General features: G+C 69.5%; 17 protein-coding genes. 9 read left to right on the top strand and 8 right to left on the bottom strand.

Annotated features, from left to right (window positions below; all coding sequences use genetic code 11):
• Positions 1–60 precede the first annotated feature (60 nt).
• Entirely contained in the window at positions 61–1,275 is a 1,215-nt protein-coding gene (locus tag QUD34_RS01685; protein ID WP_286354856.1) for a chloride channel protein, read from the top strand.
• Between the two features lie 12 nt (positions 1,276–1,287).
• Here the strand turns inward: QUD34_RS01685 and QUD34_RS01680 are convergent, their stop codons facing one another.
• A complete protein-coding gene (locus QUD34_RS01680; protein WP_286354855.1) occupies positions 1,288–2,253 on the bottom strand; it encodes a carbon-nitrogen hydrolase family protein in 966 nt (321 codons plus the stop codon).
• 22 nt (positions 2,254–2,275) lie between these two features.
• Positions 2,276–2,905: a GNAT family N-acetyltransferase gene (locus QUD34_RS01675; protein WP_286354854.1), complete on the bottom strand. Its 630-nt coding sequence runs from the start codon at positions 2,903–2,905 to the stop codon at positions 2,276–2,278.
• A gap of 75 nt (positions 2,906–2,980) precedes the next feature.
• On the opposite strand from QUD34_RS01675, the gene QUD34_RS01670 reads away from it, so the two are divergent.
• Positions 2,981–4,114, top strand: coding sequence for a glycosyltransferase family A protein (locus QUD34_RS01670; RefSeq protein ID WP_286354853.1), 1,134 nt, complete (start codon positions 2,981–2,983; stop codon positions 4,112–4,114).
• Between the two features lie 17 nt (positions 4,115–4,131).
• Here QUD34_RS01670 and QUD34_RS01665 read toward each other — a convergent pair whose 3' ends face one another.
• On the bottom strand, positions 4,132–5,316 hold the full coding sequence (locus tag QUD34_RS01665; RefSeq protein ID WP_286354852.1) for a PleD family two-component system response regulator: 1,185 nt from the start codon (positions 5,314–5,316) through the stop codon (positions 4,132–4,134).
• Position 5,317: 1 nt separating this feature from the next.
• Positions 5,318–7,771, bottom strand: coding sequence for an ATP-binding protein (locus QUD34_RS01660; protein ID WP_286354851.1), 2,454 nt, complete (start codon positions 7,769–7,771; stop codon positions 5,318–5,320).
• Positions 7,772–7,872: 101 nt separating this feature from the next.
• Between QUD34_RS01660 and recA the strand changes: the two genes are divergently transcribed.
• The gene (recA, locus tag QUD34_RS01655) at positions 7,873–8,931 is read left to right on the top strand and encodes a recombinase RecA (protein WP_286354850.1); all 1,059 of its coding nucleotides are present in this window, start codon (positions 7,873–7,875) and stop codon (positions 8,929–8,931) included.
• Positions 8,932–9,078: 147 nt separating this feature from the next.
• Positions 9,079–10,035, top strand: a complete 957-nt coding sequence (locus QUD34_RS01650; protein WP_286354849.1) for an isopenicillin N synthase family dioxygenase — start codon at positions 9,079–9,081, stop codon at positions 10,033–10,035.
• On the opposite strand, the gene QUD34_RS01645 is transcribed toward QUD34_RS01650, so the two are convergent.
• Together QUD34_RS01645 and QUD34_RS01640 are read right to left on the bottom strand one after the other, a co-directional pair.
• Positions 9,983–11,362 carry a tetratricopeptide repeat-containing S1 family peptidase gene (locus QUD34_RS01645; protein ID WP_286354848.1) on the bottom strand — a complete coding sequence of 460 codons (1,380 nt, stop codon included), beginning with the start codon at positions 11,360–11,362 and terminating at the stop codon, positions 9,983–9,985. The genes QUD34_RS01650 and QUD34_RS01645 overlap by 53 nt on opposite strands.
• Positions 11,359–12,558, bottom strand: coding sequence for a DUF1444 domain-containing protein (locus QUD34_RS01640; RefSeq protein ID WP_286354847.1), 1,200 nt, complete (start codon positions 12,556–12,558; stop codon positions 11,359–11,361). Before QUD34_RS01640 ends, QUD34_RS01645 begins: the two co-directional genes overlap by 4 nt.
• A gap of 104 nt (positions 12,559–12,662) precedes the next feature.
• Here QUD34_RS01640 and moaA point away from each other — a divergent pair, with 104 nt between their 5' ends.
• Both moaA and QUD34_RS01630 read left to right on the top strand, forming a co-directional pair.
• A complete protein-coding gene (gene moaA / locus QUD34_RS01635; protein WP_286354846.1) occupies positions 12,663–13,667 on the top strand; it encodes a GTP 3',8-cyclase MoaA in 1,005 nt (334 codons plus the stop codon).
• A gap of 10 nt (positions 13,668–13,677) precedes the next feature.
• Entirely contained in the window at positions 13,678–14,706 is a 1,029-nt protein-coding gene (locus tag QUD34_RS01630; RefSeq protein WP_286354845.1) for an isoaspartyl peptidase/L-asparaginase, read from the top strand.
• 4 nt (positions 14,707–14,710) lie between these two features.
• Here QUD34_RS01630 and pheA read toward each other — a convergent pair whose 3' ends face one another.
• Both pheA and QUD34_RS01620 read right to left on the bottom strand, forming a co-directional pair.
• Entirely contained in the window at positions 14,711–15,808 is a 1,098-nt protein-coding gene (pheA, locus tag QUD34_RS01625; RefSeq protein WP_286354844.1) for a prephenate dehydratase, read from the bottom strand.
• Positions 15,809–15,992: 184 nt separating this feature from the next.
• Positions 15,993–16,439, bottom strand: a complete 447-nt coding sequence (locus QUD34_RS01620) for a hypothetical protein (protein ID WP_286354843.1) — start codon at positions 16,437–16,439, stop codon at positions 15,993–15,995.
• A 73-nt stretch (positions 16,440–16,512) separates the two neighbouring features.
• Between QUD34_RS01620 and QUD34_RS01615 the strand changes: the two genes are divergently transcribed.
• The 3 genes from QUD34_RS01615 to nifJ all read left to right on the top strand — a co-directional run bounded on the left by QUD34_RS01615 (position 16,513) and on the right by nifJ (position 25,756).
• The gene (locus QUD34_RS01615; protein WP_286354842.1) at positions 16,513–19,140 is read left to right on the top strand and encodes a CHASE domain-containing protein; all 2,628 of its coding nucleotides are present in this window, start codon (positions 16,513–16,515) and stop codon (positions 19,138–19,140) included.
• Between the two features lie 154 nt (positions 19,141–19,294).
• On the top strand, positions 19,295–22,078 hold the full coding sequence (gene gltA / locus QUD34_RS01610; RefSeq protein ID WP_286354841.1) for an NADPH-dependent glutamate synthase: 2,784 nt from the start codon (positions 19,295–19,297) through the stop codon (positions 22,076–22,078).
• A 117-nt stretch (positions 22,079–22,195) separates the two neighbouring features.
• Positions 22,196–25,756, top strand: a complete 3,561-nt coding sequence (nifJ, locus tag QUD34_RS01605; RefSeq protein WP_286354840.1) for a pyruvate:ferredoxin (flavodoxin) oxidoreductase — start codon at positions 22,196–22,198, stop codon at positions 25,754–25,756.
• The last annotated feature ends 3 nt before the right edge of the window (positions 25,757–25,759 follow it).

The raw sequence follows: 25,759 nt of genomic DNA, 5'->3' as shown, positions 1-25,759 counted from the left end.
CCCTCGCCTTTACCCTCGCCTTCACCTTTAACCCTGCCAACCCGCGTGCGGAGCCTTCGTGTGCTGGCCCATGCGCGACGGCTGGCGCTGGCGGTGCTGCCCCTGGGGGCCTGCATGGGTGTCGTGGCCGCCCTCGCCCTGACGGGGATCGAACGGTTCGAAGCACTGCTCCAGGGGCAGGGCCTGCGCAACGCGGCGATGGTCGCCACGCCCCTGGTCGGCCTGCTGCTCACCGGCCTGTGGCTCCAGTTCTCGGGGCTGGGGGAGGTCTCGCTGGGGCGGGATCTGGCGGAGGCTCGCCATCATCCCCTGGGCACCTTCCGATTCCTCCCCAGCCTTGGCAAGGCCGCGGCGTGCGCACTGACCATCGGTTTCGGCGGCAGCGCGGGGGTGGAGGGGCCCGCCCGATGGCTGGGCGCCGCCGTGGGCGCGCAGTTTCACCGGCTCTTCCGCCGCCTGGCCCGGCGGTTCCGCTGGGCCAGGCGTCTATTGGCCCAACCGGGCGTGGTGGTGATGGCGGGCTCGGCGGCGGCCCTGGCCGCAGTCTTCCGCGCCCCCATTGCCGGGGCCCTGCTCGCCACGGAGCACGATGGCGACCTCAGCACGGACCGCATGGCACCGGCCCTGGCAGCCTCGGCCTCCGGTTTCCTGGCCTTCATCGCCTTCCGGGGCGCCACGCCTCTCCTCGGCACGGCGGGCTCGTACCACCTGGTGGCCCGGGAGATCCTGTGGGCCCTGCCCCTGGGGCTCGGCTGCGCGGTGGCTGCCTCCTTCTACCGGCGCCTGTTGCGATTCGGGCGCCACCACCTCGGCCGCCTGCCGCTCCCGGTGCGCGCCGGGCTGGCGGGTCTGGGTCTGATGGTCCTCGCCCTGCCCGGTGCCTGGCTCTGGCCCGGCCTGCCCGTGACCCAGGGCGGCGGCATCGAGCTGGTGACCCACCTGCTCCGCGGCGGCACCCTGCCTTCCCGCGCCCTGGCCTTCCTGGCCCTGAAGCTGGCGGCCACGGCCCTCACCTTCGCCGGGGGCGGCGTGGGCGGCACCTGGCTGCCCTCCGTCACCATGGGCGCCGCCCTGGGCGCGGCCTTCGAAGCCTGGGCGGGCCTCGGCCAGCCCGGCCTCTTCGTGCTCGTCGGCGCCAGCGCCTTCACCGGGGCCGTCCACCGCAGCCTGCTCACCCCAGTGGTCTTCCTGGCGGAAACCACGGGCCAGGCGGCCCTGGTGGTGCCGGCCCTGGTGGCGACCGTCGCCGCCTATCAGGCCTCAGGGCCTGAATGAGAGCGCCCACCCTCAGCCCGGAGGGACCGTGGGCTCGTCCGTCTGCTTGAGCCAGGGCAGGCGGTGCACGCAGATCCGCCCATCGAAGGTCACATGCAGGCCGTCCTGGGCGGCATCCTGGTGGTTGAGCACCGACCCCTTGGCGCGGGTCTGATCGAGGACCGCCAGGTCGATGTCCCCCACCAGCACCATCTCGGAGTTGGGGGCCGCTTCGGTGGCGATGCCGTCCATGGGAAAGGGAAAGTCCGAGGGCGTGTAGACGCCGCTCTGGGCGTACTGGGCCGTGAGATCGGTGATCAGGGGCAGGCTGCCCACCATGCCCGCGGTGACCACATAGATCTGGTTCTCCACGGCCCGGGCCCGGGCGCAGGTGGTCACCCGGCTGTAGCCGCGCCGGTCATCCGTGAGGTAGGGCACCACGAGCAGCTGGACGCCCTGCTCGGCCTGGATGCGGGCCACCTCCGGGAACTGCACATCGTAGCAAATGGATACGCCCATCTTTCCGAAGTCCGTGTCGATGATGTGGATCTCGTGGCCGGGCTCGAAGTGCCAGACATTCCGCTCCGTGGGCGTAAGGTGCAGCTTGGGCTGGTGCACGGGCCCGTGCCCCGGCACGAAGATGGACGCCACATTCTGAAGCTTGCCGTCCACGAAGCGGGGGTGCGTGCCGGCCACCAGGATGCGGTCGTACTTGATGGAGAGGCGGAGGAAGAGATCCTCGAACCCGTCGGTGAACTGCTCGGCCAGGCGCCTCATGGCCTCGGCGGGGGCGAAATCCCGGGTGATGCAGCTGAGCAGCTGCACGGCCAACAGCTCCGGGAACACGATGACATCGGAATCGTAGTCATCGCCGACATCCACATAGTTCTCCACCTGTTCGGCGAAGGCGGAGAAGTCAGCCACGGGACGCAGGCCGTACTGGATGCCGCAGACGCGCACGGGGCGGGAGAGAAAAGGGGTGGGGGCCGTGAAACGCATGTCGCCTCCTGGACGGGGACCGTCAGAGTTCCAGCACGATGAGGGCCGCGTGGCCCAGGGTTTCCACATCGGGCGCGTAATCCCGGAGGACCCCGCGGACCTGGAAGCCCACACGGAGTTGTTTGGAGAGGGTGGGATCGAAGATCCGCCCCGCAACCACAGCCTCCACATAGGCCTCGGGATCCATCTCGGAGGCGACGCGGTGATACCCGGGAATCCGTGCCCCGGCCACGAACGCTCGGCAGCCCAGGCGCCGGGCCAAGTCCACCCGCGCCCGGTAGAGGAGGCTTCCGATGCCCACCCCCTGCCAGTCTGGATCCACGGCGATGTTCACCCCGTAGAGCGCCTCGCCCTCGGGATCGTGGGTGGACAGGGTGCCTCGGCCGGTGATCTGGGACCAGGTATGGGGCGCCAGGGCCGAGACAATGGGTACGCGGTGGGCCGTGGCCGTACCCACAAGGCGTGCTCCCGCCTCCACCACCATCTGGCCCTCAGGAAAGCACGCCATGTGCCGCACGAGATTCTCGGCGGACCAGATGGCCTCGGGCCCGTGGGGCGCCGGATAGACCCGGGCCATCAGGTCGCGGATCTCCCCCACATCATCGGGCCGGCGGAGGCGCAGGATTGGCTTGTCTGAGGCGAATCCGTCCATGGCCCCCCCTCGAAAAGCACCAGCGTCCAGGGTATCCCACGCCACCAGATCGGTCCTTCGGGCTAGCCTGGGCTCATGCTCTGGATCGACCTCATCGCCTGGACCGCCACCGCGCTGCTGGTCGCGGGCCTGGTGCTGCTGCGCCGCCACTGGGCGCGGCTGCCGGTCCTGGAGACCGACCCGCCACCGCAGCCCGCGGTTTCGGTGTGCCTCTGCATCCCCGTCCGGAACGAGGTCCTCGAGGTGGCGGCGGCCTTGGACACCTGGCTGGCGCAGGACCACCCGGCGCTGCGCATCGTGGTGGTGGACGATGGCTCCACGGACGGCAGCACCGCGGTGCTCCGGGCCCGGGAACAAGCCCATCCGGATCGCCTGCGCGTGCTCCGCAACGACGATCTCCCTCCCGGTTGGCTGGGGAAGAACCACGCCCTGTACCTGGCCAGTCAGCAGCCTGAGGCGCGGGCCGCGGACTGGCTGCTCTTCGCGGATGCCGATGTCCAGGCCGCCCCCGACCTGCTCCGGCGGGCCCTCGCCTTCACCGTCGCCCATCCCACGCACCCCGCGGACATCCTCGCACTGCTCCCCGGCGTGGATACCGTGGGCTGGGCGGAACGCGCCGTCCTGCCCCTGGCCGCCTCCGCCTTTCTGGCCCTGATACCGCCCCACCGGGTGCCTCTGCCGCGCCATCCCGCCTTCTGCGGTGTGGGCGCCTTCACCCTGGTGCGGCGCCAGGCCTACGATGCGGTGGGCGGCCATGCGGCCGCTCCCCTGGAGGCCATCGACGACATGATGCTCGCCCGGCGGATGAAGGCGGCGGGTTTCGTCAACCGGGTGGCGAGGGGCGGTCCGGACCTGCACCTGCGGATGTACCACGGCCTGCACGAACTGGTCTGCGCCATGCGGAAGAATGCCGCCGCCCTGCCCGCCTGGTGGCTGCTGCCCCTGGCCCTGCCGCCCGCCCTGCTGATCGGCCTGGCGCCGATCTGGCTGCCCTTCGCCGGTCACCCCGGGCTCGCGCTCCTGCTCTGGCTGCTCGTCCCCGCGCTGGCGGGCGATGTGCAGCAGCGCCTGACGGGGCGGCCCATGGACCTCCTGTGGGCCCTGTGGCCCTTGAATGCGCTGGTCTTCGCCGCGGGCACGGCGTGGGCCTTCTCCGACCGCCTGCGGGGCGTGAACCACTGGCGGGGACGGGATGTGAAGCTGCGCTGATTCAGGAAGGGGCCCGCTCAGGCGCCTTCGAAGAGCTTGAGGGTATCGTCGAGCTTGCGCAGGATGGAGAGGATGCGGAAGGGCTCCACGGCGAGGTAGTCCACCGCCCCGGCCGAGACCGCGCGATGGCGCTTCAGGGCCTCGTCCTCCTCGGTGCCGGCCAGGAGGACGGGCACCGGGCACCCCTCCTGGGACACCAGCTGGCGGCAGAGCTCCAGCGGGCTGGCGAGGCGCAGCTGGTTGTGGACGAGGACCATGCGGATGCGGCCCCAGCCGGATTCGCCGCCCCCCAGATCCAGGAGCTGGGTCTTCACCGGCCCCTTGATGTGGTCGAGCACGGCCAGGCCGAATTTGCGGCTCAGGGCCTCGGCCAGCCGCCGGGCGAAGTCCTCCTTCTCCGTGAGCAGCAGGAGGATGGGATCCCGGTCCACCAGCACCTTCACGGTGGGCATGGTGGCCGCCCGGTTGATGCGCGCCGTGGCCTCCAGAAAGCCCCGGGGCGCGAAGTCGTCCTTGTCCTGCTGGGCCTGGAGAACCTGCTGATCCTGGATCCAGGTCCGGTACCGCTCCAGCATCGGGCCGTCCGCCTGCTTGGTGAAGCGGAGGCCCACCAGGTTCTCGCCGAAGTAGGCGACGGTCGTGGGGGTCCGCAGGCGCAGGTTGCCGTCCAGAGGCACATCCAGCAGCGACTCCTCCCCCATGCGCAGCAGCTCGCGGATGTCCTGCTTGGTGTTGCGGAGGACGAGCTCCAGACCCTCCTCGCCGAAGCTCTGGACGGTCCCGTCGAGCAGGGCGTTGCGGGTGTTGGTGAAAGTCGCCGCGTGGGCCGGCCCGTGGGCGCGATCGGGGATGAAGTCCGCCAGGCGGTGCAGGTCGGACCGGCGCAGCACCCGCGGAATGGTGGTGTAGCAGGCTTCCACGCCCTCCAGGATCTCCTGCCCGGCCTGGGCGACCACGCACTCGTACTCCAGGCCGCGGTCCTTCAGCTTGATGGCCAAGTTCTCGCCGGGCCTGAGGCCCCAGGCGGCGATGTCCTCGAAGGGCATCCGGAAGGCCAGACGCTCACCGTCCTCCGTGAGGATGGGGAACGCGGCGCGCTGATCCTTGTAGGCCACCTCCAGCCGGGCTCCGGCCAGGCAGAGGCGCTGCAGCGCCATGCGGATCAGGGTGTCGTCCTCGAGCAGCACGGCTGCCTTGGCCATGTCAGACCTCGCCAGTGAGGGGGTGGGCGTCGGGCACCGGGGGCACGGCCCCGGCCGGAAGCCAGCGGGCCAGGGCACGGTGCAGGTCGGGCACCCGGACGGGCTTGGGGATGTGGTCGTCCATGCCGGCCTCGAGGCAGCGCTCGCGGTCGCCCACCATGGCGTTGGCCGTCATGGCCACCACGGGCAGGCGCCGCCGGCCCCGCTCGCGCTCCCGCAGGCGCCGGGTGGCCTCGTAGCCATCCATCTCCGGCATCTGGCAGTCCATGAGCACCAGATCGTAGGACACGCCCACCAGGGCATCCAGGGCTTCCACGCCGGTCGCCACCACATCCGCCTTGATGCCGAACCGGGAGAGCAGGGTGAGGGCGACCTTCTGGTTCACCAGGTTGTCCTCCGCCAGCAGCACCCGGACCGGCACGGGCCCGCCCGAAGGCCCGATGGCAGCCGCCTTGGCCGGCCCCCCTGCGGCCGGCCCCGCGGGCTCCAGCAGGGCGCGGAGCTGGCTGGGCCGGATGGGCAGGGGGAGGAAGGCCTGCACGCCATGGCGGGTGGCCGCCTCCCTCAGCTCGGGCTGATAGAGCGGGCTGACGAGGGCCACGGTGCAGTCTCCCGCCGCACCCTGGGCCGCGCCCTGGAGGGCCTCGATGCAGGCGGAGCCGGCCAAGACCAGCGCGCCGGGCCGCCGCAGGCCGTGCAGCCACGAGGCGGGATCCGCCCCCTTGGGCATCAGGTGCGCGTCCAGGCCCCAGACGCGGAGCTGCTCCTCGAGCAGCCGGGTCGTGGCCGGCGGAAGCCCCGCCAGCAGCACCTCGCCGACCGGGTTCCGCAGCGGGGGCTGGCAGCCGCGGGTGCCGAGCCCGAGGGTGAACCAGAAGGTGCTGCCCTCCCCCGGAAGGCTCTCCACGCCGATCTCCCCGCCCATCAGCTCCACCAGCCGCTTGCAGATGGTCAGCCCCAGGCCCGTGCCGCCGTACTTCCGGGTGGTGGAGCTGTCGCCCTGGAAGAAGGAGGTGAAGAGGCGTTCGACCACCTCCGGCCGCATGCCGATCCCCGTGTCGCGGACCTCCACGCGCAGCAGCCCGCCGGCGCGGCCCTCGGCCTCGGGGTGCACGCGGACCTCCACCGATCCGTCGTGGGTGAACTTGAGGGCGTTGTCCATGAGGTTCGTCAGCACCTGGCGCAGCCGGGTCGGATCGCCCGTCACGGACAGCGGCGTGGCGGGATCCACGAAGACCCCCAGCTCCACCCCCTTGGCCTGGGCCTTCATGGCGAGGACGGCCATGACATCCTCCACCACGCTCAGCAGGTCGAAGTCGAGGATCTCCATCTCGAGCTTTCCCGCCTCGATCTTGGAGAAGTCGAGAATGTCGTTGATGAGCGTCAGCAGGGACTCGCCGCAGGAGCGCACCGTCTCGGCGTACTGCCGCTGCTCCGCGCCCAGGGGCGTGTCCAGCAGCAGGCCCGTCATGCCGATGATGCCGTTCATGGGGGTGCGGATCTCGTGGCTCATGTTGGCCAGGAACTCGCTCTTGAGGCCGGAGAGCTCCAGGGCCTTGTCGCGAGCCCGGGCCAGCTCCTGGGCGGCCTCCTCCAGCTTCAGCTCCGCCCGCCGGCGGTCCGTGATGTCGTGGTACTGCCAGAGGTGGCCCAGGTAGTCCTCGCCCACCTGGATGGGCACGAAGTCGCGGGAGAGGATGCGCCCGTCCTTGAGGCGCCACTCCTCGCCGGTCACCGGCAGCCGGGCGGCCGCCACCTCCTCCTGGCGCGCCAGGAAGGCCTCCGGGGATTCCAGCAGGGGCAGGCACTCCTCCAGCAGATCGCGGGTCTCGCTCTCCACCAGCACATGGGCCGGCACGGGCACCTGGAACATCCAGCAGAAGGTCTCGTTCAGGAGGGCGATCCGGCGCCCTTCGGTCTCCACCAGGATGCCCGCCTGCATGTTCTCGATGAGGGTCCGCAGGCGGCTCGTGGCCACCCGGAGGACGATTTCCGTGTGCTTCCGCTCGGTGACATCGCTGAAGGTGCCCGTGACGCCCCGGACCACTCCGGCTTCATCGAACGAGATGCGCTGGTAGGCCTCCACCCACTTGACCTCGCCGTTCTCCCGGGGGATGCGGAACTCCCCCTCGAAGGCATCCTGCCCGGTATCCACCGCGTAGGTCAGCATGTTGAGGTAGCGGGGCTTGTCGGCGGGATGCAGGTAGTCCAGGAAGGGGCGGCCGAGGCTCTCCGCCACCCCGAAGCCCGTGAGCTGGGTCCAGGCCGGGTTCAGCAGGGACCAGTGTCCTTGGCGGTCGATCTGGAAGACCACCTCCTTCAGGTGGTCGACCAGGGCCCGGTAGCGGTCGGCCTCCCCCTGCGCGGGGGCCGGCGGCCCACCCGGAGTCGGGGCCAGCGGCCCTCCCGGGGTGGGCGTGAGGGAGGGAAAAGGGGGGTGGGCTTCCGTCGGCATGCCCCTCCCTCTTCGGCGGACCTGGGCCGGAGCGTGAAAAAAGATTTCTTGTTTTTTTCGCTTTTTGCCCCATCCTGGAAAGCATCCCCTTGGAGGACTCCATGGCCGCGGCCGAGCAAGATGAACGCCTGAAAGCCCTGACGCGCACCCTGGCCGACATCGACCGGGCCTTCGGCAAGGGCTCGGTCATGAAGCTCGGCGACCGGATGAACAGCGCCGAGGGCATCGAGGTCATCAGCACCGGTTCCATCGCCCTGGACTCGGCGCTGGGCGTGGGCGGCGTGCCCAAGGGCCGCGTCGTCGAGGTCTACGGCCCGGAAGCCAGCGGCAAGACCACCCTGGCCCTGCACATGGTGGCCCAGGCCCAGAAGAAGGGCGGCCTGGCCGCCTACATCGACGCCGAGCACGCCCTCGATCCTGAATACGCCCAGAAGCTGGGCGTGGATGTGGCCAACCTCTTCATTTCCCAGCCCGACAGCGGCGAGCAGGCCCTGGAGATCTGCGACCAGCTGGTGCGCAGCGGGGCCCTGGACATCATCGTGGTGGATTCCGTGGCCGCCCTGGTGCCCAAGGCCGAAATCGACGGCGAGATGGGCGACAGCCATGTGGGCCTCCAGGCCCGCCTCATGAGCCAGGCCCTCCGCAAGATGACCGGTACCATCAGCAAGACCCACACCTGCGTGGTCTTCATCAACCAGATCCGCATGAAGATCGGGGTGATGTTCGGCAATCCCGAGACCACCACCGGCGGCAACGCGCTCAAGTTCTACGCCTCCGTGCGCCTCGATGTCCGCAGCATCCAGAGCATCAAGGGCAACACCAACGATCCCCTGGTGGCCGCCAAGGACGAGGATTCCTCCGTCATCGGCAAGAAGACCAAGGTGAAGGTCGTCAAGAACAAGGTCGCCCCGCCCCTCAAGGTCGCCACCTTCGACATCATGTATGGCGAGGGCATCAGCCGCACCGGCGAGCTGGTGGAGCTGGGCACCCAGCTGGAGATCATCCAGAAGAGCGGCTCCTGGTACAGCTACAAGGACAGCCGCCTGGGCCAGGGGGCCGAGAATGTGAAGAAGCTCTTCATGGACAACCCCGAACTGGCGGACGAGGTCGAGACCCTCATCCGCGAGCGCCTCGGCATGAAGGCCACCGTGGAAGCCTAGAGATCCTCGACTGCGCGCCCTTGGAAGGGGTCGGCAGACGGCGGTGGCCCCCCAGGCTGCCGCCGTTTTTTTGGGCTTCCGCCCGGACCGACCGGCCGCTGGAGATTCCTGTCATGCCAGCTATCATGGCCGGTCCCCGGAGGCCCCATGCCCCGTTCCACCTTCCAGGTCGAAACCGTCCACCTGTCCCAGTTCCGCGAGGGCAACGCCCGGGATCGTGCTGACTTCATCCGGGTGCTGGGCGACAGCTTCCGGCACACCGGCTTCGTGAAAGTGGCCGGACACCAGGTCCGTCAGGCCGATGTGGAGGGCGCCTACGAGGCGGCCAAGGCCTTCTTCGCCCTGCCCGAAGAGGTCAAGCGCCGCTACCTCGTGCCGGGCTCCGGCGGCGCCCGGGGCTTCACGCCCTTCGGCAGCGAGCACGCCAAGGACAACCCCGTGGGCGACCTCAAGGAGTTCTGGCATGTGGGCCAGGAGCTGCCGGCGGACCATCCCCTCAAGGCCCTCTACGGCGACAACCTCTGGCCCGAGGTCGAAGTTCCCGGCTTCAAGGGCCACACCCTGGCCCTCTACCGGGCCCTGGAGGACTGCGCGGGCACCCTGCTGGAAGCCCTCGCCCTCTACCTGGGCCTGCCCGAACGCAGCCTGGCGGACATGATCGTGGACGGGAACTCCATCCTGCGCATCATCCACTACCCGGCCCTGCGGGACCGCTACCTTGAAGGCGGCGTGCGGAGTTCCGCCCACGAAGACATCAACCTCATCACCCTGCTGCCTGCCGCCACGGATTCGGGCCTGCAGCTGCTGGGCCGCGACGGGACCTGGCGCGCCGTGGATGGCCTGGCCGGCGAGATCGTGGCCGATGCGGGCGACATGCTGAGCCGCCATGTGAACCTGAAGATCCCCAGCACCACGCACCGGGTGGTCAACCCCGACAGCCCGGAGGCCGTGCGCTACTCCATGCCCTTCTTCTGCCACCCGCGGCCCGAGGTGCTCCTCGACTGCCCCGAATCCCTCCTGGAGCCGGGCGAGGCCAAGCGCTTCGAGCCCATCACCGCCCACGCATTCCTGTTGCAGCGCCTGCGGGAGATCGGGTTGATCTGACCCGCTTGAGGGCGCCCTGGAGGCGGGCCGCCCCCTGGGGATCCAGGTCGGCCAACCGAGCCTGCACTGCCAGAGCCTCCTCCCGCCGCCCGAGGTCCACCAGGAGCAGCCCCAGATCCAGCCACAGCTCCGCCGCCAGCGGGCGGTAGCGGAGGGCGATCTCGAGGGTGCCCACGGCCGCTTCCCGCTGACCCAGCATCTGCTGGCAGTGGGCCAGGCGCATCCAGGCCTCCGCGTCGTCGGGACGGAGGGCCAGACCCTTCCGGAAGGCCTCCGCCCCGGCGGCGAACCGCCGGGCGTTGATCCGGGCGCAGCCCAGGTTCATCCAGGCCAGGGCGTAGCCGGGCTCCAGGGCCAGGGCTTCCAGGAAGGCCCGCTCGGCCTCGTCGAACCGGTTGAGTTGATCCAGGGTCGCCCCGAGGTTGTTCCAGGCGCGGGGCTTCTGCTGCAGTTCCAGGGAACGGCGGTAGGCCCCGGCACTCTCCTGGAGCACCGCGGGCGGCACGCCCTCGCCGGCCTCCGCCGAGGCCCGGGCCGAGCGGTCCAGAGCCAGCCCCAGGGCCAGCCAGGCATTGGGATCCATCGGCAGATCGTGGACCCACTGGCGCGCGGCCGTCTCCCAGGCGGGCCAGTTGCGGGGGTCCGCCGCGAGCGCCCCCAGGAGATCCGCATCCTGGACCCCGGGCCCCGCCCCCGGACGGCTCGCCTCCGGACGGCCAGCATCGGTCAGATCCGGCCGCGCCACCAGCTCCCTTATCCAGTCCACAGGCACGGCGAAGCTCAGCCGGGGGCTGGCCGCGAAGGTGAAGCTGGTGAGCCCCAGCAGGCGCCCCTCCGCATCGAACAGGCCGCCGCCGCTGTTGCCGGGCAGCGCCACGGCATCGCTCTGCAGCAGGCGGCCCTCTTCGTAGTGCCAGATGCCCCGCAGCCGCCCCCGGGATACCACGAGGTCCTGCCCGCCCGGATACCCCATGGCCACCACGGCCTGCCCCACTTCAGCGGGCGCGGGGGCCAGTGTCACCGCGGGCGCGGTCAATCCCGGCACCGTGAGCAGGCAGAGATCCCGGGCCCGGTCCATCCGCACCCGGGTCACCCGCCAGGCCTCGGAGCCCCGGTACACCACGAGCCCATGCCCCCCCTCCGCCACATGGGCATTGGTCGCCACGAGGCCGGGCGCGATGACCACGCCGCTGCCCTGGTGCGCCTGGATCCCCCCGAGGGGGCTGCGCACCAGCAGCACGGACTCCTGGGCCCGGCGCAGCAGAGCGGTGGCCGAGGGAGGCGCGGCTTCCTGAACCGCCGGCAGCGCCGCCCCGGGGAGGATCATTCCGGGTCTTGCACGCCGAGCCCGGCCCCCTGCAGGTGGCGGGGAAGGGTCGTGGCGCCGGGGCTGCTCAGGGCGTTGCCGCCGGCCCCACCCGTGGCGGGCCGCGGCGCTGGGGCCGCGGGGCGGCTGCCGCCCTGGGCCAGCATGGCCCGCATCTGCTCGGCCGTGGCGAAGCGCTCCAGGCGGGAGAGCTGTTCTTCGGTGGGGAAGCCTTCATAGCGGACCCGGCGGGGCCCCCAGATGGCCACGGCTTCGCCCCGGAGTTCCTGGATGCGCGGCAGGGTCTGGCGCCAGCAGATGGCCAGCGGCTCGCCATTCGCCGCGGAGAAGGCGATGAGGTCCGTCTCGGGCAGCAGCACGGGCGTGCCGGCCTCCCAGGATGCCAGCGTCAGCGGCTTGCCCTGGGTGGTCTTCACGATGGCGACGGAGGCGGGACGGCCCAGCGTCGGATCCAGATCCTTCTCCTGGATGCGCAGCGCCTCAATGAGGTCCAGGTGCTTCAGTTCCCGCTGGGGCGCGGACATGGGGTGCGGATCCTGGAGGCGGGCGGTCATGAGCTTGTCGTCGATGCGCTCAAGCACGGCCAGCTGAAGCGCCGGCCGCCCCGCCTGGATCATGCGGCCCACCTCGTCCATGAGCTTGGGCAGCAGGATCTGCGGCGTAGCCAGCAGGGTGTCGGCGGCGGGGATGGCGAGAAAGGGATGCTGGTCCTTGAAGAGCCCGTGCCAGATCTCCGGCAGCAACAGGCGGGCCGCATCGAACCCGTCGCGCCAGGGGCCGCGGTAGATGCCGGAGGGCAGGCGCTCGAAGGCGCCGCTGCTGCGGTGGCGCAGGTGGTCCAGGGCCAGCTCCAGCACATCATCGGCGGGCTGGTCCCAGAGCTTCAGCCAGGCGCTGGGCATCACCATCTCGCCCACGCGGATGCGCTGGCGCAGGCCATCGATGAACCCGCGGCTCCAGCGGCCCTCCCGCTCCGCCTGCCAGGCGGGAACCAGCTCGGGCAGAAGGTGGTCCTGGGCGTCGATCCAGGGCTCGGGCAGCGGCAGGCCCTGCTGATGGAGCTCAGCCACCGCATCCGCCCAGGCCTCCCGTTCCTCCGGCTTCCGATGGGCCTCGAACCCGGGCGCCAGCGCTTCCAGGCCGGGCAGGGACGCCGGAACGCCCCTCGCCTCCAGGAGGGCCGCCAGCCCAGGCAAGGGCGCCTCCTCGGCGCGAGAACGGAATCGATCGAAAAAGCCCATTTTTGGAGATCCAATCAAACAGTCCATTCTGACGCAGGAAAGGAATTTATGCTTGGGATATGGAGCCCCTCGACACCCTGGGCCGCCCCCTGAGGGCACTGCGCATCTCGGTCACCGACCGGTGCAACTTCCGTTGCACCTATTGCATGCCCAAGGAGGTCTTCGGACCCGACTACCCCTTCCTGCCCCGGGAGGCCCTCCTCAGCTTCGAGGAGATCACCCGGCTGGTGCGGGTCTTCGCGGGCCTCGGCGTCACCAAGCTCCGGCTCACCGGGGGTGAACCCCTCATGCGCCGGGAGCTCTCCAGCCTGGTGCGGATGCTGGCCGCCGTGCCCGGCATCGAGGATCTGGCGCTCACCACCAACGGCGTCCTGCTTCCGGACCAGGCCGAGGCCCTGCGCGCCGCGGGCCTGAAGCGGCTCACCGTGAGCCTGGACACCCTCCGGCCGGACCGCTTCCGCGCCCTCAGCGACACGGACCTGCCCCTATCCCGGGTGCTGGAGGGCCTCGTCGCCGCCAAGGCGGCCGGCTTCAGCCGCCTCAAGCTCAACTGCGTGCTCCAGCGCGGCGTGAACGAGGACGAGATCCTGGATCTCGCCGCCTTCGCCCGGGAGCAGGGCCATTCCCTCCGCTTCATCGAGTTCATGGATGTGGGCACCACCAACGGCTGGCGAATGGAGTCCGTGGTGCCCGCCGCCGAGGTGCATCGCCGCCTCCACGAGCGCTGGCCCCTGGAGCCCGTGGATGCGCCCCGCGGCGCCGTGGCCCGGGAATGGCGCTACCGCGACGGCCAGGGCGAGTTGGGCCTCATCGCCTCCGTCACGGCCCCCTTCTGCCGGGGCTGCGACCGGGCCCGCCTGTCCGCCGACGGCCACCTCTACACCTGCCTCTTCGCGGGCGGGGGGCTCGACCTCAAGGCCTTCCTCCGCAGCGGCCACGGCGATGCGGACCTCGCCTCCCTCCTGGCCTTCCACTGGAAACGGCGGGATGACCACTACTCCGAGCTCCGGCACGGCGCCACTCCCGGCCTGCCCAAGGTCGAGATGTCCCGCATCGGCGGCTGACGGAACCCCCATGACCACCCGACTCCCCTTCGCCACCCTGCTGCTGGCCGCGACCCTCGCCGGCGCCCTCGCGGCCGCGCCTCCTGCCGCCACGCCTCCTGCCGCCGCACCTCCCGCGGCTGTGGTCCACGGCGGGGCCGGCAGTCCCCGCACGCGCATGGACGGCACCGACCCGGCCGCCGCGAAGGCCCTGGCCGCCCTGAAGACCGGCGCCGCCGCCCTGGATGCGGCCCTGGCCGGCGTGATGGTGCTGGAAGATGATCCCCGCTTCAACGCCGGCACCGGCGCCAACATCCGCCTCGACGGCAAGACCATCCAGATGGACGCCGCCTGCATGGACGGCGCCACCGGCGGCTTCGGGGCCGTGGCCGCCATCGAGCGGGTGAAGAACCCCGTGCTGGTGGCCCGCAAGGTCATGGACACGCCCCACCTCCTCATCGTGGGCGAGGGCGCCACGCGCTTCGCCCGGGCCATGGGATTTCCCGACTACGACCCCACCTGCGCCGAGAACCGGGCCCGCTTCCAGCGCGTGCAGAGCATCCTCCAGGGCTCGGATCCGCGCCAGATCGAGGCCTGGAAGCGCTACGACTGGAAGAAGGCCTGGAACTTCCCCACCCCCTTGAAAGAGGCCCTGGGCTCCCCCGATACCGTGGGCTGCGTCACCCGGGACGCCCAGGGGCATTTCGCCGCCGCCATCAGCACCGGAGGCACCACCATCACCTTCTACGGCCGCGTGGGCGATGTGCCCATGTACGGCGCGGGCATCTACGCCGGCCCCAAGGGCGCTGTGGCCTGCACCGGCAATGGCGAGGACATCGTCAGGCACCTGGTGGCCAAGACCACCTACGACCTGCTGGCCAAGGGCCTCACCGCCCAAAAAGCGGTGGACCGCGCCCTCGCCGCCTTCCCTGCCCGCATCGACCTGGGCCTCGTCGCCATCGGCCCCGCCAGCACGGGCGGCGGCTGCAACTACTCCGCCGAGAAGAAGCGGTTCGTGACGGACTACCGGAACCAGATGGCGTGGAGCGTGGCGCAGTAGGCCCTCACATTTCCCCCGCCCTCGGATAGCTGCCCAGCACCTTCATCGAGGCGCAGGCGCCCTTCAGTTCGGCCAGGGCCTCGGCCATGGGGGCGTCGGCGGCGTGGCCTTCGATGTCGAGGAAGAAGGCGTACTCCCAGAGCTTGCGGCGGGTGGGACGGCTCTGGATGCGGCTGAGGTTCAGCCCGCGGCGGGCCAGGGGCTCCAGCAGGTGGAGGAGGGCGCCGGGGCCATCCTGGGCCATGGCCAGCAGGGTGGTGCGGTCGCGCCCGGTGGGCTCGGCGGCCTTCGGCCCCAGCACCAGGAAGCGGGTGGCGTTGGCGGCCAGATCCTGGATCCGCGTCTCGGCCACCTTGAGGCCGAACAGCTCCGCGGCCAGCTCCGAGGCCACGGCGGCGCCCTCTGCGTCCTCCCGCGCCAGGCGCGCCGCTTCGGAGGTGGACGGCGCCTCGATGCGGTCGGCCTGGGGCAGGTGCGCCTCCAGCCAGCGGCGGCACTGGCCCAGGGCCTGGGGATGGGAATAAACCCGGCGCACGGCCCCCAGATCGAGCTCGGGCCGCAGCAGCAGCGCCTGGTCCACGGGCAGCAGGATCTCCGCACAGATCCGCAGAGGACTGTCGAGGAAGGCGTCCAGCGTGGAGTCCACCGCTCCTTCAGTGGCGTTCTCCACGGGCACCACGCCGTACTCGGCCCGGGCCCGCTCCACGGCCTGGAACACGGCCTGGATGGTGCCCTGGGGCAGGGACTGGCTGGAGCCGCCGAACTGGTGGCGGGCCGCCAGGTGGGTGAAGGTGCCCTCGGGCCCCAGGAAGGCCACCCGGAGCGGCTTCTCCAGGCTGAGGCAGGCGCTCATGATCTCCTGGAAGATCGTGCGCACGGCCGGAGCCGGAAAGGGCCCGCCGTTCTCCGCCTCCAGGCGGGCGAGGACTTCCCGCTCGCGCTTCGGGGCGTGGAAGAGCGCCTCGGGCCCGGCGGCCGTCTTCAGGTGGCCCACCTCGGCGGCCAGGGCGGCCCGCCGGTTCAGCAGCGACAGCAGCTCGTCGTCCACGCGGTCGATGGCCTGGCGCAGGCCCTGGAGGGGATCGGAGGGCATCGGGATCATGGGAGCTCCTGAAATGCAGAAACCCCCGAGCCGTGAGGTCTCGGGGGCGATGGCGGAAGCGGTTCAGGTCTAGAAGCCGCCCACCCTCGCACCCGGGGTGCGAAAGCTGAAGGCGAAAAAGCTGCGGGGAGTCGGCATGACGGTCCTGACACCATGCCCGAAAGCCGGGCAGGTCCGCAAGCCGTCAGGCGCCGAGATAGGTGAGGACCTCGGCCAGGCAGGCGGCCCACACCTCGTCCGGGGTCTCCTCCAGGAAGAACTCCACGGCGCGGCCCGCCGGACGGGCCTCGGGATGCTGGGACCAGGCCTCAAACAGGGCGTCCAGGGGGGCGGCGTCCAGGGGGTTGTGGCGGAACTTGTGGGACTTCCGGGCCCGGTCCGGCTCGGGCCCCCGGAGGCAGACGCCCTCGCGCCGCGTGGCCACGAAGGTGAAGGCCTGGACCCACTTCCCGTCCATGAGCTGGTTGAAGTGCAGGAAGGCCCCGTGGTGGCTGCGGGAGTAGTCGAACACCCGGTGCTTGCCGCGCCACTTACCCACCCAGTGGGTGAGAAGGAGCCCCAGGCGGGCCCGCTCCGAAGGGTGCTTCAGGCAGCTCTGGGCGTAGGGCAGGAATTCATCGAGCAGGTCCACGGGCAACTCTCCAGCAGCATCCACCCTACCGCATGGAAGATCCCGAGGGTGCAACCGGGCCCAGGTGGCTACCATGGGGCCGGTTTCCATCCCTCCCATGACGGCGCCCACGCTCCCAGCCCCCCCTCCGCTCACCTCACCGCGAGGCCCGTCCCTGCTCGCCCTGGCCGTCCTGCTGGTGAGCCTGGGCGCCACGCTGCTGTCCTGGAGCGTCGCCCGCCGCAACCAGGAACAGCGGGACCTGGCCCGGCTCAACCGGTTCGTGGGTCGCACCGAGCAGAGCCTGAAAAACCGGCTGGGCCGCTACGAGGACATCGTGCGGGGGGCCCAGGGCATGTTCGCCGCGGACCGGGGCGAGCCCGGCGTGGAGGAGTGGCGGGCCTTCGTGGGTTCCCTGGCCCTCCAGGAACGGCACCCGGGCCTGTCGAGCCTGGCCTTCATCCGCCGCGTTCCCGCCGCCGACCTGGACGACTTCCTGCGGGACCGACCCCAGCTGAGGGACCGCTACCATCGACCGATCTCGGATCCCCTGCCCCTTCGACCCCCGGGCCAGGATGCGGACCACCTCATCATCGAGCTCTGCGAATCGGGCGCCCGGGGGGCGGCCGCCCTGGGACTCGATGTCGGCGTCAGCCCCACCCAGCGCCTCGCGGCCGAGCGCGCGGCCGAAACGGGCCAGCCCACGCTGTCCGGGCTGCTCTACTTCACCCTCAAGGAGGGCCGCCAGGATGCCGTGGCCCTGTTCATGCCCATCTATTCGGGGCCCGGCTTGCCGGGTTCGCCCGAGGAGCGCCATCGCCTCCTCAAGGGTTGGGTTTCCGCGGGGATCCTCCTCCAACCCCTCATGGAAGATCTCCTCCTGGGCGAAGACGCCGGCGTGGCCCTGAGCCTCGTGGACGCCTTCGCTCCCCAGGGGCCCCAGCAGCTGATGGCCAGCGAGGGCTGGCCCCAGGGCGGGGCGCCTGATGCGGTCCAGAAACTGGAGGCCGGAGGCCGCGGCTGGCAGCTCCGCTACGCGGTCAAGCCTGGCTTCTACCGCACCGAAGGGCGGAACCAACCCCTGCACCTGCTGATCGGCGGCCTCGTCATCAGCCTCTCCCTGGCGGCCGTGGTCTGGTCCCTGGCCGGCACGAGGGTGCGGGCGCTCGCCCTGGCCCACGACATGAACGCGACGCTGTTCGAGGCCCTTCAGCGGAACCGCAGCCACCTGGAATCCACGCCCCTGGCCGTGATCGAGACCGACGGCGCCTTCCGGATCCGCGAGTGGAATCCGGCCGCGGAGCGGATCTTCGGCTACACCCGGGAGGAGGCCCTCGGCAAGGACACCCGGGACCTCGTTCCCAAGGAAGGGCAGGAGGGGGTGGCCGCCCACCGGGAAGCCCTGCTCAGCGGCACGGATGGCATCCGGGCCACCATGGAGAACCTCACCCGGACCGGCCAGCGGATCCTCTGCGATTGGTACAACACGGCGCTGCGCGACGAGCGGGGCCGCTTCCTCGGCGCCATCTTCATGGCCGACGATGTCACGGAGCGCCGGCGGGCGGAGAGCGCCCTGCGCCAGGCCCAGAAGCTGGAGAGCCTGGGTGTCCTCGCCGGGGGCATCGCCCACGACTTCAACAACCTCCTCACGGCCATCCTGGGCAATACCGAAGTGGCCCTGGACCTCGCCAAGGGCAATCCCCGCCTCCTGCACGCCCTCCAGCGCGTCGAGGCCACCACCCAGCGCGGCGCCGACCTGGCCCGCCAGCTGCTGGCCTACGCGGGCAAGGCCCACTTCTCGGTCCAGCCCCTGGATCTGAACGGCATCATCGTCGAGATGGGCGACCTGCTGTCGGTCTCCATCTCCAAGAAGGTGGTCCTGCGCCGAGACCTCCAGCCCGGCCTCCCGCCCGTGGAAGCCGACAGCGCGCAGTTCCAGCAGGTCGTGATGAACCTGGTGATCAACGCCTCCGAGGCCATCGGCGACCGGCCGGGGAAGATCACCCTCCGCACGCGGGCGGCCGAGTACACCCGGGCTCAGCTCTCCGCCGCCTTCCCGGGCCAGGTGCTGGACCCCGGCCTCTATGTCCGCATGGAGGTGGAAGACGACGGTAGCGGAATGGACGCGGAGACCATCGGCCGCATCTTCGACCCCTTCTTCACCACCAAGTTCACGGGCCGGGGCCTGGGCCTCTCCGCCATGCTCGGCATCGTGCGCGGCCACCGGGCGGGCATCCGGGTGGAGAGCACGCCGGGCGAAGGCACGACCTTCATCCTGCTCTTCCCCGCCGGCGAGGCCACCGTCACCATCCCGCCCCCCGATGCCCAGCCCCGGCCCGCGGTGTCGGGGACCGTGCTGGTGGTGGACGACGAGGCCATCCTGCGCGACCTCGCCCGCACCGCCCTCGAGAACGCGGGCTTCCAGGTGCTGGAGGCCCGGGACGGCCTGGAGGCCGTGGAGGTGATCCAGGCGGGCCGGGCCTCCGTGGATCTGGTGCTGCTCGACATGACCATGCCCCGCATGGGCGGGGCGGAGGCCTTCCGGAAGATCCGGGAACTGGCTCCCGGCATGCGGGTCCTCCTCACCAGCGGGTACACCCAGAAAGAGTCCCTGGAGTCCCTGGAGGACTTCCCCCCGGACGGCTTCCTCCAGAAACCGTTCCGGGTGAGGGAGCTGGTGGCGAAAATTCGGGACATCCTCACCGATCCACCGCGGAGATGAACGACTGGATGATCCATTCGGAATGCCTTTTTCGTTAGCTAAGTCCTTGCGATTCCAGCGCCCTGTGGCATGGGTCACAAGTGTTCCCAATTAGGTTTTTAGACACAGAATTCCCCCTCCCGTCATCGCATGCTGAACGGATCTGGAGGCCTCCATGTCTGAGTCCGAAGCGGCCACGAACCTGATCAGCACTGGGAATCTCCCCACGCCGAACTGGCACGCCACCCATGAGGAGGCCCAGGGCCAGCTCACGCGCATGTCCGAAGCCCTGGGCGCCGGCGACTGGAAGGGCGTGGACCGGGGCGCCCGGTGGATCTTCGAGGTGCTGCGCGTCCACAACGAGGCCGAGGAGCGGGAGCTGTTCCCCCTCCTGGAGGAGATCGGCGCCGAATCCCTGCACCAGCGCCTGCACGAGGACCACCGCCAGATGTGGGATCTGAACCTGCAGCTGCTGGCCGAGATCAACGACGGCCAAGTGCGCGCGCCCCGCTCCCTCACCCTGCTGGGCCAGCGGCTGGTGGACCTGATCCGCGAGCACATCGAGACCGAGGAGCACCTGATGCTCCCCCTGCTCAAGGGCAAGACCCTCTACTGGTCCGACGACGAGACCCAGGACGGCTACCTCATCCTCGAGAAGAAGCTCATCGCCCCCGAGACCTGGTCCTTCATCGTGCAGGCCCCCCAGGTGGCCCGGGGCCGCAAGCCCGGCCAGTTCTTCATGGTGGCCCCCTTCCCCGAGAGCGAGCGCATCCCCCTCACCCTCGCCGGCGGCGATGCCCGCCGCGGCTACATCCACTTCATCATGCAGGAGGTGGGCGCCACGACCCAGGCCATGGGCAGGCTCAGCGCGGGCGACCGCCTCTACGCCGTGGCCGGCCCCATGGGCACCCCCACGGAGCTGGTGGAGGAGGGCACCATCGTCCTGATGGCCGGCGGCTACGGGTCCGCGGCCATCCTGCCCGCGGCCGAGGAGCTACACGCCAAGGGCCGCCGCGTGATCACCATCCTGGGCGGCCGCAGCCGGGAACGCGTGCTGCTGGCCGACGAGCTGGGCAAGGCCTCCGCCGAACTGATCATCACCACCGATGACGGCACCCTGGGCCGCCAGGGCCTGGTGACCGACGCCCTCAAGGACATCATCGCCCGGGAGAAGGTGGCCCAGGTGGTGGCGGTGGGCCCCCTGCCCATGATGCGGGCCGTGTCCGACCTGACGAAGCCCCACGGCATCTTCACCCTCGTGAGCCTCAACGCCCTCATGGTCGATGGCACGGGCATGTGCGGCGGCTGCCGCGTCAGCGTGGGCGGCCAGACCAAGTTCGCCTGCTTCGACGGCCCCGATTTCGACGGTCACCAGGTGGACTTCAACATGCTCCGCATGCGGTCCGACTGGTACAAGCAGGAGGAGAAGGACATCTGCGATCCCTCCGAGTGCAAGATCGGCCGCGTGGCCGCCACCGGCCCCGTGGACTACTCGCAGTATCTCAACGAGCCCGTGACGGAGCTGGACTGGCAGAACCTGGACCTGGGCGCCATCAAGCCCAGCCAGAAGATGAAGATCCCCCGCCAGGAGATGGCCTGCCAGCCGCCGGAGCTGCGCGTGTGCAACTTCGATGAGGTGAGCCTGGGCCTGTCGCCCGAGCAGGCCAAGCTGGAAGCCGCCCGCTGCATCATGTGCAAGCATCCCGCCTGCATCGAAGGCTGCCCGGTGAGCATCAACATCCCGGCCTTCCTCCAGCAGATCGTCAATGACGATCCCCAGGCCGCGGCCCGCGTCATCAAGGAGAGCTCCTCGCTGGGCTCCGTCTGCGGCCGCGTCTGCCCGCAGGAGAAGCAGTGCGAGATCAAGTGCGTGGTCGGCATCAAGGGCCTGCCCGTCTCCATCGGCCGCCTGGAGCGCTTCGCCTCGGACTCCATGCTGGGCTCCCAGGAGCTGCCCCCGGTCGAGGCGGCCACGGGCAAGAAGGTCGCCGTCATCGGCGCGGGGCCCGCGGGCCTCACGGTCGCGGGCGAACTCATCAAGAAGGGCCACCAGGTCACCGTCTACGACGCCCTCCACAAGCCCGGCGGCGTGATGCTCTACGGCATCCCCGAGTTCCGCCTGCCCAACAAGATCGTGGATCAGGAAGTGGACACCCTCCGCCGCCTGGGCGTGAAGTTCGTCATGAACACCCTGGTGGGCCGCAGCATGACGCTGGAGGATCTCCGCCAGGAGAACGACGCCATCTTCATGGGCACCGGTGCCGGCCTGCCCAAGATGATGGGCATCCCCGGCGAGGAGTACAAGGGCGTCTACACCGCCAACGAGTTCCTCACCCGCATCAACCTCATGCGCGCCGACCTCTTCCCCGAATACTCCACGCCCGTGACCATCGGCAAGAATGTGATCATCGTCGGCGCGGGCAACACCGCCATGGACGCCTCGCGCGCCGCCCGCCGCATGGGCGCCGAGAAGGTCACGGTGGTCTACCGCCGCACCATCAATGAATCCACGGCCCGCAAGGAAGAACTCGAGCACGCCATGGAGGAGGGGGTCGAGTTCAAGTTCCTCACCACCCCCGTCCAGCTCCACGGCAACGAGAAGGGCTGGATGACCCACGCCGAATGCGCCGTGATGGAGCTGGGCGAGCCCGGCCCCGACGGCCGCCGCAGCCCCAAGATGACCGACGAGCGCATCATGATCCCCTGCGAGACCCTGGTGGTCGCGCTGGGCTTCGATGTGAACCCCCTCCTGGCCATGACGGAAAAGGGACTGCGGACCCTCAAGGGCGGAGTTGTTGTCGTAGACAATGAAACCGGCGAGACCTCCCTCCCGGGCGTCTTCGCAGGCGGCGATGTCATCACCGGCGGCGCCACCGTGATCCTGGCCATGGGCCAGGGCCGCCGGGCCGCCGCCGCCATCCACAAACGCCTTTTGGGGGAAGCTCAGGCCGTGGTCTGACCACCTGACCCTTTGTGATCAAATCGACCCGCTCATCACATATGATGTTCAAAGTGTGATTTTTGTCTTGATGCCCATTGCCGGCAACGCCCCCAAGGATCCCGGAAGGAGTGAACCATGAGCCAGCGAGTGATGAAAACCCTCGATGGAAATGAGGCCACCGCCTCAGTCGCCCATCGCCTCAGCGAGGTCATCGCCATCTATCCCATCACGCCCTCGTCGAACATGGGCGAGTGGGCCGACGAGTGGAGCTCCCAGGGCAAGACCAATGTCTGGAAGACCATTCCCTCGGTGATCGAGATGCAGTCCGAGGGCGGCGCCGCGGGCGCGGTTCACGGGGCCCTCCAAGCCGGCAGTCTCACGACGACCTTCACGGCGTCCCAGGGCCTGCTCCTGATGATCCCGAACATGTACAAGATCGCCGGCGAGCTGACGCCCTTCTGCATGCATGTGAGCGCCCGCACCCTGGCCGCCCACGCGCTGAGCATCTTCGGTGACCACTCGGATGTGATGTCCTGCCGCATGACCGGCTTCGGCATGCTCTCCTCCGAGAGCGTCCAGCAGGCCCATGACTTCGCCGCCATCTGCCACGCGGCCACCCTGCGCAGCCGGGTGCCCATCCTGCACTTCTTCGACGGCTTCCGCACCAGCCACGAGGTCGCCAAGATCGAGATCCTCAACGACGAGGACCTGCGCCACATGGTGCCCGACGAGCTGGTGGCCACCTTCCGCAAGTCCGCCCTGTCGCCCGACCATCCGGTGATCCGCGGCACGGCCCAGAATCCCGACACCTTCTTCCAGGCCCGCGAGGCCTGCACCCCCTACTACAAGGCCTTCCCGGCCATCATGCAGCAGGAGATGGACCGCTTCGGCGCCCTGACCGGCCGCAACTACCGCCTCTACGACTACTACGGCCATCCCGAGGCCGAGCGCGTGGTGGTCATCATGGGCTCCGGTTGCGATGTCACCCACGAGTATGTGGAGTGGGCCGCCAAGCAGGGCGAGAAGGTGGGTGTCCTCAAGGTCCGCCTCTTCAGGCCCTTCGCCATCGAGGAGTTCGTCCGCGCCCTTCCCGCCTCCGTGAAGAAGATCGCCGTCATGGACCGCTGCAAGGAGCCCGGCTGCCCCGGCGATCCCATGCACATGGATGTGATCTCCGCCCTGCGCGAAGGCCGCGAGGAAGGCCACACCACCCTCGATCCCATCGTCGTGGGCGGCCGCTACGGCCTGTCCTCCAAGGAATTCACCCCCGCCATGGTCAAGGCCATCTACGAGAACCTGGCCAAGGACAAGCCGAAGAACCACTTCACCATCGGCATCATGGATGACATCAGCCACAGCTCGCTGACCTACGACGCCAGCTTCGATGTGGAACCCGCCGATGTGACCCGCGCCCTCTTCTACGGCCTCGGCGCCGACGGCACGGTGGGCGCCAACAAGAACTCCATCAAGATCATCGCGGAAGAGACGGACAACTACGGCCAGGGCTACTTCGTCTATGACTCCAAGAAGTCCGGCGCCATCACCATCAGCCACCTGCGCTTCGGCCCCCGGCCCATCAAGAGCGCCTACCTGGTGACCAAGGCGAACTTCATCGCCTGCCACCAGACCAGCTTCCTCGACAAGTACGAGATGCTCGAGACCGCCGTGAAGGGCGCCACCTTCCTGCTGAACACGCCCCACAACAGCGAGGCGGTGTGGGACACCCTGCCGAAGGAAGTGCAGGAGGCCATCGTCGAGAAGCAGCTCAAGTTCTATGTGATCGACGCCTACGAAGTGGCCAAGAACACCGGCATGGGCGTGCGCATCAACACCATCATGCAGACCTGCTTCTTCGCCATCTCCGGCGTGCTGCCCCGCGAGGAGGCCATCGCCCAGATCAAGAAGGCCATCAAGAAGACCTACGGCAAGAAGGGCGACGCCATCGTCCAGAAGAACTTCGTGGCCGTGGATGAGACCCTCGCCCATCTGCATGAAGTGAAGGTGCCCGCCACGGTCTCCTCCACCCGCGTGCGGCCCCCCGCGGTGGCCGCCGAGGCTCCGGACTTCGTCCAGCGCGTCACGGCCGTGATGATGGAAGGCAAGGGCGACCTGCTGCCCGTCAGCGCCTTCCCCGTGGACGGCACCTGGCCCATGGCCACCACCAAGTGGGAGAAGCGCAACATCGCCCTGGAAATCCCCGAGTGGGATGCCGCGCTCTGCATCCAGTGCAACAAGTGCGCGATGGTCTGCCCCCACGCCGCCATCCGCGCCAAGGTCTACGATCCCGCGGCCCTGGCCGGCGCCCCCGAGACCTTCAAGGGCGTGGATTACAAGGGCCCCGAGTTCAAGGGCCAGAAGTACACCATCCAGGTGGCGCCCGAGGATTGCACGGGCTGCACCCTTTGCGTGGAAGTCTGCCCCGCCAAGGACAAGAGCAACCCCAAGCACAAGGCCATCGACATGGTCGCCCAGGCCCCGCTCCGCGAAGCCGAAGCCGCCAACTTCTCGTTCTTCCTCGACCTGCCCGAAGCCGACCGCACCAAGGTGAAGCTCGATGTGAAGGGCACGCAGTTCCTCGAGCCGCTCTTCGAGTTCAGCGGCGCCTGCTCCGGCTGCGGCGAGACCCCCTACATCAAGCTGCTCACCCAGCTCTTCGGCGACCGCACCCTGATCGCCAACGCCACGGGCTGCTCCAGCATCTACGGCGGCAACCTGCCCACCACCCCCTACGCCGTGAACAAGGATGGCCGCGGTCCCGCCTGGGCCAACAGCCTCTTCGAGGACAACGCGGAGTTCGGCCTGGGCATGCGCCTCTCCGTGGACAAGCACCAGGAGTTCGCCCTCGAGCTGATGCACCGCTTGGTCGCCAAGCTCGGTGATGAGCTCATCACCGGCATCGCCACCGCCGACCAGAGCACCGAAGCCGGCATCAAGGCCCAGCGCGAGCGGGTCGAGATCCTCAAGCAGAAGCTGGCCGGACTCAAGGAGCCCGAAGCGAAGATGCTCTACGACCTGGCCGACTACCTGGTCAACAAGAGCGTGTGGATCGTGGGTGGCGACGGCTGGGCCTATGACATCGGCTACGGCGGTCTCGACCATGTGCTCGCCTCTGGCCGCAATGTGAATGTGCTGGTGCTCGATACCGAGGTCTACTCCAACACCGGTGGCCAGGCCTCCAAGTCCACGCCCATGGGCGCCGGCGCCAAGTTCGCCATGGCCGGCAAGAGCATGCCCAAGAAGGATCTCGGCATGATCGCCATGTCCTACGGCGGCATCTATGTGGCCAAGGTCGCCTTCGGCTTCCGCGACGCACAGACGGTGAAGGCCTTCCAGGAAGCCGAGTCCTACCACGGCCCCAGCCTCATCCTGGCCTACAGCCACTGCATCGCCCACGGCTACGACCTGGCCCACGGCTGCGACCAGCAGAAGCTGGCCGTGGACTCCGGTCACTGGCCGCTCTTCCGCTTCGACCCCCGCCGCCTGGAAAAGGGCGAGGCGCCGCTGCAGATGGATTCCGGCGCGCCCAAGGTGCCCATGCTCCAGTATGTTCGCAACGAAACGCGCTACCGCATGATCGAGCAGCAGAACCCCGAGCACTTCCAGAAGCTCATGGCCCAGGCCCAGCTCGACACCACCAACCGCTATTCCGTCTACGAACAGCTCGCCAAGCTGTCCGTCACGGCCAAGGAAAGCTGAGGG

Origin of the sequence: Geothrix oryzae (assembly GCF_030295385.1) — a bacterium.
In the GTDB taxonomy this organism is placed as follows: domain Bacteria; phylum Acidobacteriota; class Holophagae; order Holophagales; family Holophagaceae; genus Geothrix; species Geothrix oryzae.
The sequence above is the reverse complement of the archived record's forward strand: the minus strand, read 5'-3'. Positions and strand labels throughout refer to the sequence as shown.